Below are 7,537 nucleotides of genomic sequence, written 5' to 3'. Positions count from 1 at the left end.
CAGCCGTGGCACTCGCCCGCAAGCTCGCCGTGTTGATCTGGCATCTGCTGACAAAGGAGCAGGACTACTTCTGGGCTCGGCCGGCGCTGGTGGCGGCAAAGCAGAGGCAGCTCGCTCTCAAGGCCGGCGCGCCGGGCGAGCGCGGTGTCGGTCGCCGCGGTTCGGCTTACGCCTACAACGTGAAGGAGTTGCGAAACAGCGAGAAAGCCGCGGCCGAGAATGCCGAACGTGCCTACGAGCTAATGGTTCGGCATTGGCGGTCACGAGGGCCGAAGCGGCGCACGGACGCCACAAACGAGGAACGACTATAACGGCTGCGTGGCGGCACTCTCATCCTCTCGCACCACTCTTTGCCACGTGGTCGTCCGTGCCGGACAAATATAGCACAAGGAAATGTGGCGGCACGACCGACGCCCTCGGTCCGCTCCAGAATGGCGCCGTGCTCGACGCCGTCAAGGCGTGGCCTGGAAACCTCGCAGCCGGCCGTGGCGCCATCGCACCAGCCAGCCTTGACTGCGTCTCGACACGCTCGCACGGGAAATCCTGTGGGCCGGGACGAAGGAACAGGCTCACCTGAGCCGAACAAAGAAACGCAACAGGAATCGAAAAAGTCGAAATCAGGGTTGTCGATGTCATCCGTGGTGTAGATGATCCGCCGCACGCTTTCGGGATAGGCAAAGAATGGGACGACGTGCTGCCAATTGCGCCGCCAGCTTTGGGTGATCGCCGGATACCGCTGCCCCAGTAGCTGGCTTCGAAGTCCTCAAGGGCCTTCATGCCGGCTTCGGCGTCCTTGGCCCGGTAGATCGCGCGCAGCGCCGGCATGACGGACTTGCGGTCCTTCCAGGACACGAACTCCAGGGAATGACGGATCAGGTGCACCATGCAGGTCTGGACGACAGTCTGGGGAAAGACGGCGTTGATCGCCTCGGGGAAGCCCTTGAGGCCGTCGACGACGGCGATCAGGACGTCGGCGACGCCACGGCTCTTCAACTCGTTCATGACGCGCAGCCAGAACTTGGCGCCCTCGGTCTGCTCGATCCAGATGCCGAGGATCTCCTTCGTGCCATCCGGCAGGATGCCGAGCGCGATGTAGACGGCCTTGTTCCTGACGAAGCCCTCGTCCCTGATCTTGACCCGGATGGCATCGAAGAAGACGAGCGGATAGACCACATCCAGCGGGCGATTCTGCCACTCTGCTACTTCCTCCAGGACAGCGTCGGTGACGGCCGAGATCAGGTCCGGCGACACGTCTATGCCGTAGAGCTCCTCCAGGTGGCCGCGGATCTCGCGCACCGTCATGCCGCTCTTCTCGTCGAAGTCTGGGAAGCGGCGCTGATATTTGGCGATCAGCTTCGGATCGAAGGTTCCGGCACGGTCGCGCGGGATCGTCAGCGTCATCTTCGATGTGCCCGTCAGCACCGATTTCCGCGAATGGCCATTGCGGCGATTGGCGTTGCCGTCGGCCTGCTCCTCATCGAGGTGCTCGTCCAGTTCGGCGTTCAGAATCCGCTCCGAAAGCGCCTTCTTCAGATCGTCGAGCAGCCCGTCTCTGGCGAAAACCTCATTCGGATCGCGACCCGCAAGCAGTTGGTCCAGAAGTTCCTTCTCAATAGCCATGTGATGATTCTCTCCTTTCCATCATCATGGCCTCGCGCACAGAATTCCTGACAGTCCCCCGGTTTCGCCTTCGCCGATCACAGCCGTCTTCATACGGTCGTAAAGCACTTCACGAGGAGCGCCGCCCAGCGCCTCGAAAGCCCCAGCATGGCAGCGCAAGACAGTCGGCAGATCCTGGTGGACGACGAAGCGTGCCCAGATAAGGCGACTGAAGCCAAGCACCATGGAGAATAGCCAGACGATTCTCGGCGTGGTCGGCTCATCGGCAAAGACGACATTGAACTGAGCGAAGTCGACCTGCGCTTGCTCGCCGGGCGGGGTCTCGAAGCGAACCTCGTATCCACGCTCCGCCGCGGCAGGACGGACGTCGCGCAGGAAGTCGGTAACGGTCGTGTAGCCGCCGCCATAGCCGAGGTCCTTCAGTAAGCCGGCTGCCGGTGAGTCCGGGATATCGCGTGACGCGTTCGCGAAGATAGGCCGTGAAAGGCTCGATCACCGCCTGACGCGGCTTGCGCGGTCCGTTAGGCCGGAGCCTCGAGCCCGCGTTCGATGTATTTGCGCACCGTCTTGCGGTCGATCCCGCTCTCCCTGGCGATCGCCGACACCGACAGGCCCTGCCGATGCAAATCCAGTATCATCATCATCTCCCCGATCTTGATCACCGAAATCCCTCTCCCGACCATCAGGAGAAGCATCAACGATCACGCGCCGCCGGTCTCCCGGAGCGCGCTCCGGAAGACCGGCGACAGCGCTAAACTGGGGAAGATTCAAACGGCACTTCTGGGAGTATTGAGCCGGCATCGACAGGAGATTTTGACCCCAAGTATGAAGCACGGCGACCATGCCGATCTCGGCGCCCAGATGCCTGGGATCAGCCGCCGCCACCCTCAAGGCTTCAGATGCGGCCTTGAACAGGATCGCATAGACCGCCGCCTTGTTCTGGAAGGCGATCTCAGCGATCTGGGCGGGAACGGTGAAGACCACGTGGAAGTATGGGACCGGCAGCAACTCAGCCTGCCGCTCGGCCAGCCACTGGGCGCGGTTAGGCCTTGGCATTTAGGGCAGTGGCGGTTGCGGCAGGAGTTATAGGCTTGCCGCACGAGGCCGCAGTCGGGCAGTGTTCGGCGTGACCGCCCAGGGCCGCGGTCCGGCACGCCTCCACCGCGGCCATGACCCGGCGCTCAACACGCCCGAGATGGCCGGCATGGTCGCGGCGATAATCAACCCCGTGACGGTGGAATACATCCGCCACTTCCAGATCCGGGCGCATGGCGCGCGGCTCAGCCGGACGGCGTGATCTCCATGTGGAGTTGGTCAAAAGGACTGGCGGTCCGGCCGATCACAGCCGTTGAGACCTGGGCGTATAGTGTCGTCGTCGCCAGGCTGCGATGGCCCAGCAGCACCTGAATGATCCTTATGTCCGTGCCGGCTTCCAAATGGCGAAGCTGTGGCGAAGGGTGTGCACCGTCACCCGCTTCTCAACGCCCAGGAACTCGCAGGCTGCTCGACAGGCGATCCCCAAGGTCTGTGGGTGGATCGGGCCGCGGCCAACGCGCCGGGGAAACAGACATCGCCCCGGCTTGGTCAACCGCCAATAGACTCGCAAAATCTCCAGCAGCTGCGGCGACAGCATCACATAGCGGTCCTTGCCGCCCTTGCCCTGCTCGATGCGAATGACCATCCGGCTGCTATCGATGTCCGTCACCTGCAAACGCGCCGCCTCCGCGGCGCGTAAGCCCACCGCATAGGTGGTCATCAGAGCGACCCGGTTCCTCGTCCCCTTCACGGCCTGCAGAAAACCGACCACCTCATCGGCGCTCAGCACGACCGGCAACTTGCGCGGCGTCCGGGCGTAAGCGATCCGCTCAGGCAGGTCAGATCGACCCAGCGTCACGCCGTAGAAGAAACGCAAGGCGCAAACGGTCTGGTTCAACGCGCCCCACCAGACCCTTCGGCGCACCAAGTGGGCCTGATAGGCGCGCACCTCTTCGTATCCCAGTTGATCGGGTGATCGTCCAAAAAATCGACTGAACTTCGCCACGTGATGCACGTAGGATCGCTGGGTCTCCGGTGACAAATTGCGGATCGTCAGATCTTCAATCATCCGCTGACGCAGAGGGCTTATCTGGGCCATCTGGGGTTCTCCTGTCTGGAAGGTTGGCTCGACACCAAATCTTCTCAGACAGGGGCCTCCTCAGGCCAGACCCGCGCATCAGCTACCGCGGCAGCGGTTTAGTTCAATCTGATTTGCTCAGCCTTGGGAATCCCAAGAGTCCACACAACCTAGCCGTTACCGGGTTTAGAATACGTGCAACTATCGGGAGCCCAGTGGATGCGGCACTGCGACTCCACCTCACACTTGCGTTACACGGCCGCTTAAAAACCTACTCCCGGCGTACCCGCGGTCTCCAGAGGATCGATATGGACATCTCACAGCCGCGAAAACGTGGTGGTGGACCCCGGCCAACGTCACGCTGCTGAAGTTCTCAAGCAGGCAGTGCCAGCGACTGATCGGCAGCGGAGACATCCGACAGCAGGGGCAACGCCCCGGACGATGTTCGCAGGTGGGGCACTGATCCCGGCGCAAAAGCGAAGTGATCGATGCTGCCACCCGACAGATAAGCTTTGCTGTCAATCTGATCCAGGGCGTCGAGATAAGACGCACCGCCGGCCTAAATCGTATACTACCGGACGAACCGCGATGGTTATCAGGTTGACCAGCGCAAAACTCGATGCGGGCGCATACTGCCGTTATTCTTCGATAGGCAGAGCCAATGACGCCTTGATCCGATCCATTACGACCATCGTCTTGACAGCTTTGATATCAGACTCATGAAAAAATCGGCGGGTAAATGCCTCATACTCGGCCATGTCCTGGACAGAGATCAAGAGAACGAAATCGGCTTCACCCGTTACATAGTACGCACTCATGATCTCAGGCGTACGCCGGACCGCCTGCTTGAACCGATCGATGATATCTACCCGCTCGCGCTCGAGACTGATAGACGCCAGCATGAGCATGGGACGACCCACCGCTTGTGGCGAGACTATGGCAACGTCAGCCTCGATCACACCCTCATCACGCAGTCGCTTCAGTCGCCGCTGACAAGCGGTCGCAGAAAGGCCCGCAAGTTCGCCCAATTCAGCCGTCGTCAGGCGATTGTCGCGCTGCACTGCGTTGAGAAGCTTGCGATCAACTCGATCGAGGTCCATTTCACGATCACTGCAAAAAAGGAGAGAATTGCGCAGAAAAACTGCTTGACTCACACGATATTAGCCTGAGTTCCACAAGGATCAAGCCATAAAATGATCCGATCAGCGAAAGGCATTTGCCTCCCGGTGGTGAACCTCTTGTCCTTATAAGTTCGGCCGAATGGTATGATCGCCCGCAAGGAAGCTCGATGGCTTCTCAATCAAGGCATTTTCGTTGCTCACAACTGCAGAAATGGGCGCCCTGAGTAGGCTTTGCGCTCTTTACCCACGAACCACGGATCTGATGACGAGCATGACAAGCCATTTTCTTCCTTTGGACGTCCTCCGGCAGGAATTTCCAGCCACCAAAAACGCCATTTACATGGATGTTGCAAATCAGGGGCTCATATCCACAACCACCCGCAGGTCTATGGATCAGCATCTTGATAATCGGCTGAATGGCCTGAATGACGAAGAAGGAATGATGCAGCTTGTCGAGCGAACACGTTCGAGATTCGCTGAATTCGTGGGGGCCGAAAAAGACGAAATCGCCGTTACGAAGAATGCATCAGAAGGCATTAATATAATCGGAAACGCGATTGTTTGGAAGCCGGGAGACAATGTTGTCCTGTGCCGCCAGTTGGAGCACGCAAACAATATCCTCCCTTGGCTGCAACTCAGGGACAAGCACGGAATTGAGCTGCGGGTGGTAGAAACTGAAAACGGTGCAATCCCGTGCGATGCTATTATCGATCAAACCGATTCTCGTACCCGTATCGTCACGGTTTCGACCGTTACAATGGTCCCGGGCTTCAAGACAGTGATGGAGCCGATAGCCGCGGCTTGCAAGCGCCTGGGTACCTTTCTTTTGGCCGATGCCTCCCAATCAGTTGGTATACTACACACCGATGTCACTCAGCTTGGCGTCGACGGTTTGGTGGCATCATCTTACAAGGGGTTAATGGGCCTCTATGGGTTGGGGTTTCTGTATTGCCGCCGGGAATGGGCCGATCGCCTAAGCCCTGCCTACCTCGCCCGCTTCAGTGTCGATTTGGGCGACGCGCCAGAGTCGGCTCCAATATTCGATTCGGTAACATTGCGCGCCGGCGCGCCCCGTTTTGAAATTGGCCATTACAATTTTCCCGGTGTGATAGCGGTCTACGCGTCCATCGGACAGCTGATGGAAATCGGCACGCCGGCCATTGAACAAAGTGTTACGTCGGTTGCAAGCCGACTGGCATCGGGCCTCCTAGATCTCGGACTGCCCGTCTGCGGCGGAGCACCAGGCGATCATACCGGAAGTATCGTTGCTCTTGGGGATCCAGCACCTGGTTCGCGCGAAGCCGATAGCCGCATTCAGTCGCTTCACGAGCATTTGTTGAAAAACCAGGTGATCGTCTCGGCTCGCCGGGGAATGCTGCGCTTCTCGCTACATTTATACAACACAGCAGACGAGGCTGACCGAGTTGTCGGCCTGGCAAAGAACTGGCTGGCATAGCCGCACGCTTGCATTCTCAAGGAGGGATAGGAGTATTCATGTCGTCCATCAACACACAAACGGTAGAGCTTCTCAAACAACTCATAAAAATTGAGAGCATCAACCCTTCAGCGTCGGCAAAGGGGAGCGGTGAACAGAAGGTCGCTGAGTTCCTCGAGGCCTTTTGCCGAGAGCGAAATCTGCCCTTTGAGTATCAGGAAGTAACCGACGGCCGTGCCAACTTCTTCACCTGGGTTCCTGGGCAGGAGCCCGATAGGCGTGTCCTGTTCATATCGCATATGGACACGGTGCCGGTTGACAATTGGGAGGCAGACCCCTTTTCGCCAGACGAGAGGGACGGTCGGATTTATGGGCGAGGAAGTTGTGACGATAAGGGCCCGCTCGCGGCGATGGTCATGGCTCTTAGCACCCTAGGGGAACGTAAGCCACGATGTACGATTGTCTTGGGTGCAAGCGTCGATGAAGAGTACCGGAAGAAAGGAGCGCGAAGAATCGCTCAATCAGGTGTGTCCTACGAGGCCGCAGTGGTTGGGGAGCCGACTGACCTGGAGCTTGTCGTTGCACATAAGGGCTCGGTCCGCTGGCAAGTTGAAGTGGAGGGTGTACCCGCTCACAGTTCCAAGCCCCATCTTGGGGTGAACGCGATCACAGGAATGGCCAAGGTTATCTTGGCACTCGACAAGATTAATGAAACTCTGTCCAAACGCGTGCACCCGCTGGTTGGCCCCCCGACTCTCACGATTACACTCATCGAAGGGGGTACGGAATTGGCGACGGTTCCGCCCTCCTGCCGCGTGTGGATTGACCGGCGGCTCATACCGGGAGAGCAACCGTCGGACGCGCTACAGGAGGTAGAAAACATCCTGGAAGGCCTGCGCCAAGGTCCCGATAAGATCAAGGTGCGCTCACTGCTACCCGCTCTCGAAGATCCAGCTCCCCCGAGTGCGGAAGCCACAAAAATCGCCGCAGTGGCGGCAAAGGCGTGTGCAGAAGTTGCGGGAACGGGCCAGCACCGCGGAGTTCCATATGGGACGGATGCGAGTCAGCTCTCGTTGGGAGGTATTCCCTGCGTTGTTCTTGGACCTGGGAGTATTGATCAGGCTCATACTGCCAACGAGTACGTGGAGATTGATCAGTTGGCCAAAGCGGTCGACATCTACCAAAAGATCATGCTAACCTACTAGCGACCACTGGCATAATCACGCAAGAATAGGTCCCGCGATGACT

General features: G+C 59.0%; 3 protein-coding genes and 5 pseudogenes. 3 read left to right on the top strand and 5 right to left on the bottom strand.

Annotated features, from left to right (window positions below; translation table 11 throughout):
* Positions 1 to 311 (top strand): annotated as a pseudogene (locus NKH42_RS29045) (IS110 family RNA-guided transposase); the annotation flags it as partial.
* 314 nt (positions 312 to 625) lie between these two features.
* On the opposite strand, the pseudogene NKH42_RS29040 reads toward NKH42_RS29045, so the two are convergent.
* The 5 genes and pseudogenes from NKH42_RS29040 to NKH42_RS29020 form a co-directional block, all read right to left on the bottom strand.
* Positions 626 to 1,620, bottom strand: a pseudogene (locus NKH42_RS29040) (IS256 family transposase); the annotation flags it as partial.
* Positions 1,621 to 1,683: 63 nt separating this feature from the next.
* A pseudogene (gene istA, locus NKH42_RS29035) lies at positions 1,684 to 2,282 on the bottom strand (IS21 family transposase); the annotation flags it as partial.
* Positions 2,283 to 2,415: 133 nt separating this feature from the next.
* Positions 2,416 to 2,890: pseudogene (locus NKH42_RS31340) on the bottom strand (IS91 family transposase); the annotation flags it as partial.
* A gap of 10 nt (positions 2,891 to 2,900) precedes the next feature.
* Positions 2,901 to 3,754: pseudogene (locus NKH42_RS29025) on the bottom strand (site-specific integrase).
* Between the two features lie 617 nt (positions 3,755 to 4,371).
* Entirely contained in the window at positions 4,372 to 4,833 is a 462-nt protein-coding gene (locus NKH42_RS29020; protein ID WP_126057703.1) for an Lrp/AsnC family transcriptional regulator, read from the bottom strand.
* 292 nt (positions 4,834 to 5,125) lie between these two features.
* On the opposite strand from NKH42_RS29020, the gene NKH42_RS29015 reads away from it, so the two are divergent.
* Together NKH42_RS29015 and NKH42_RS29010 are read left to right on the top strand one after the other, a co-directional pair.
* Positions 5,126 to 6,310, top strand: coding sequence for an aminotransferase class V-fold PLP-dependent enzyme (locus NKH42_RS29015; protein WP_352706849.1), 1,185 nt, complete (start codon positions 5,126 to 5,128; stop codon positions 6,308 to 6,310).
* Between the two features lie 38 nt (positions 6,311 to 6,348).
* Positions 6,349 to 7,494: a M20 family metallopeptidase gene (locus NKH42_RS29010; RefSeq protein WP_352974695.1), complete on the top strand. Its 1,146-nt coding sequence runs from the start codon at positions 6,349 to 6,351 to the stop codon at positions 7,492 to 7,494.
* The last annotated feature ends 43 nt before the right edge of the window (positions 7,495 to 7,537 follow it).

This window comes from Mesorhizobium sp. M1142 (genome assembly GCF_040318565.1).
Classification (GTDB): Bacteria; Pseudomonadota; Alphaproteobacteria; order Rhizobiales; family Rhizobiaceae; genus Mesorhizobium.
This window is presented reverse-complemented; position numbering and strand designations above follow the sequence as displayed.

Excerpts from the sequence above, each read along its gene's own strand:
- NKH42_RS29020 (WP_126057703.1), bottom strand. The coding sequence starts at position 4,833 with ATGGACCTCGATCGAGTTGATCGCAAGCTTCTCAACGCAGTGCAGCGC.
- NKH42_RS29015 (WP_352706849.1), top strand. The coding sequence starts at position 5,126 with ATGACAAGCCATTTTCTTCCTTTGGACGTCCTCCGGCAGGAATTTCCA.
- NKH42_RS29010 (WP_352974695.1), top strand. The coding sequence starts at position 6,349 with ATGTCGTCCATCAACACACAAACGGTAGAGCTTCTCAAACAACTCATA.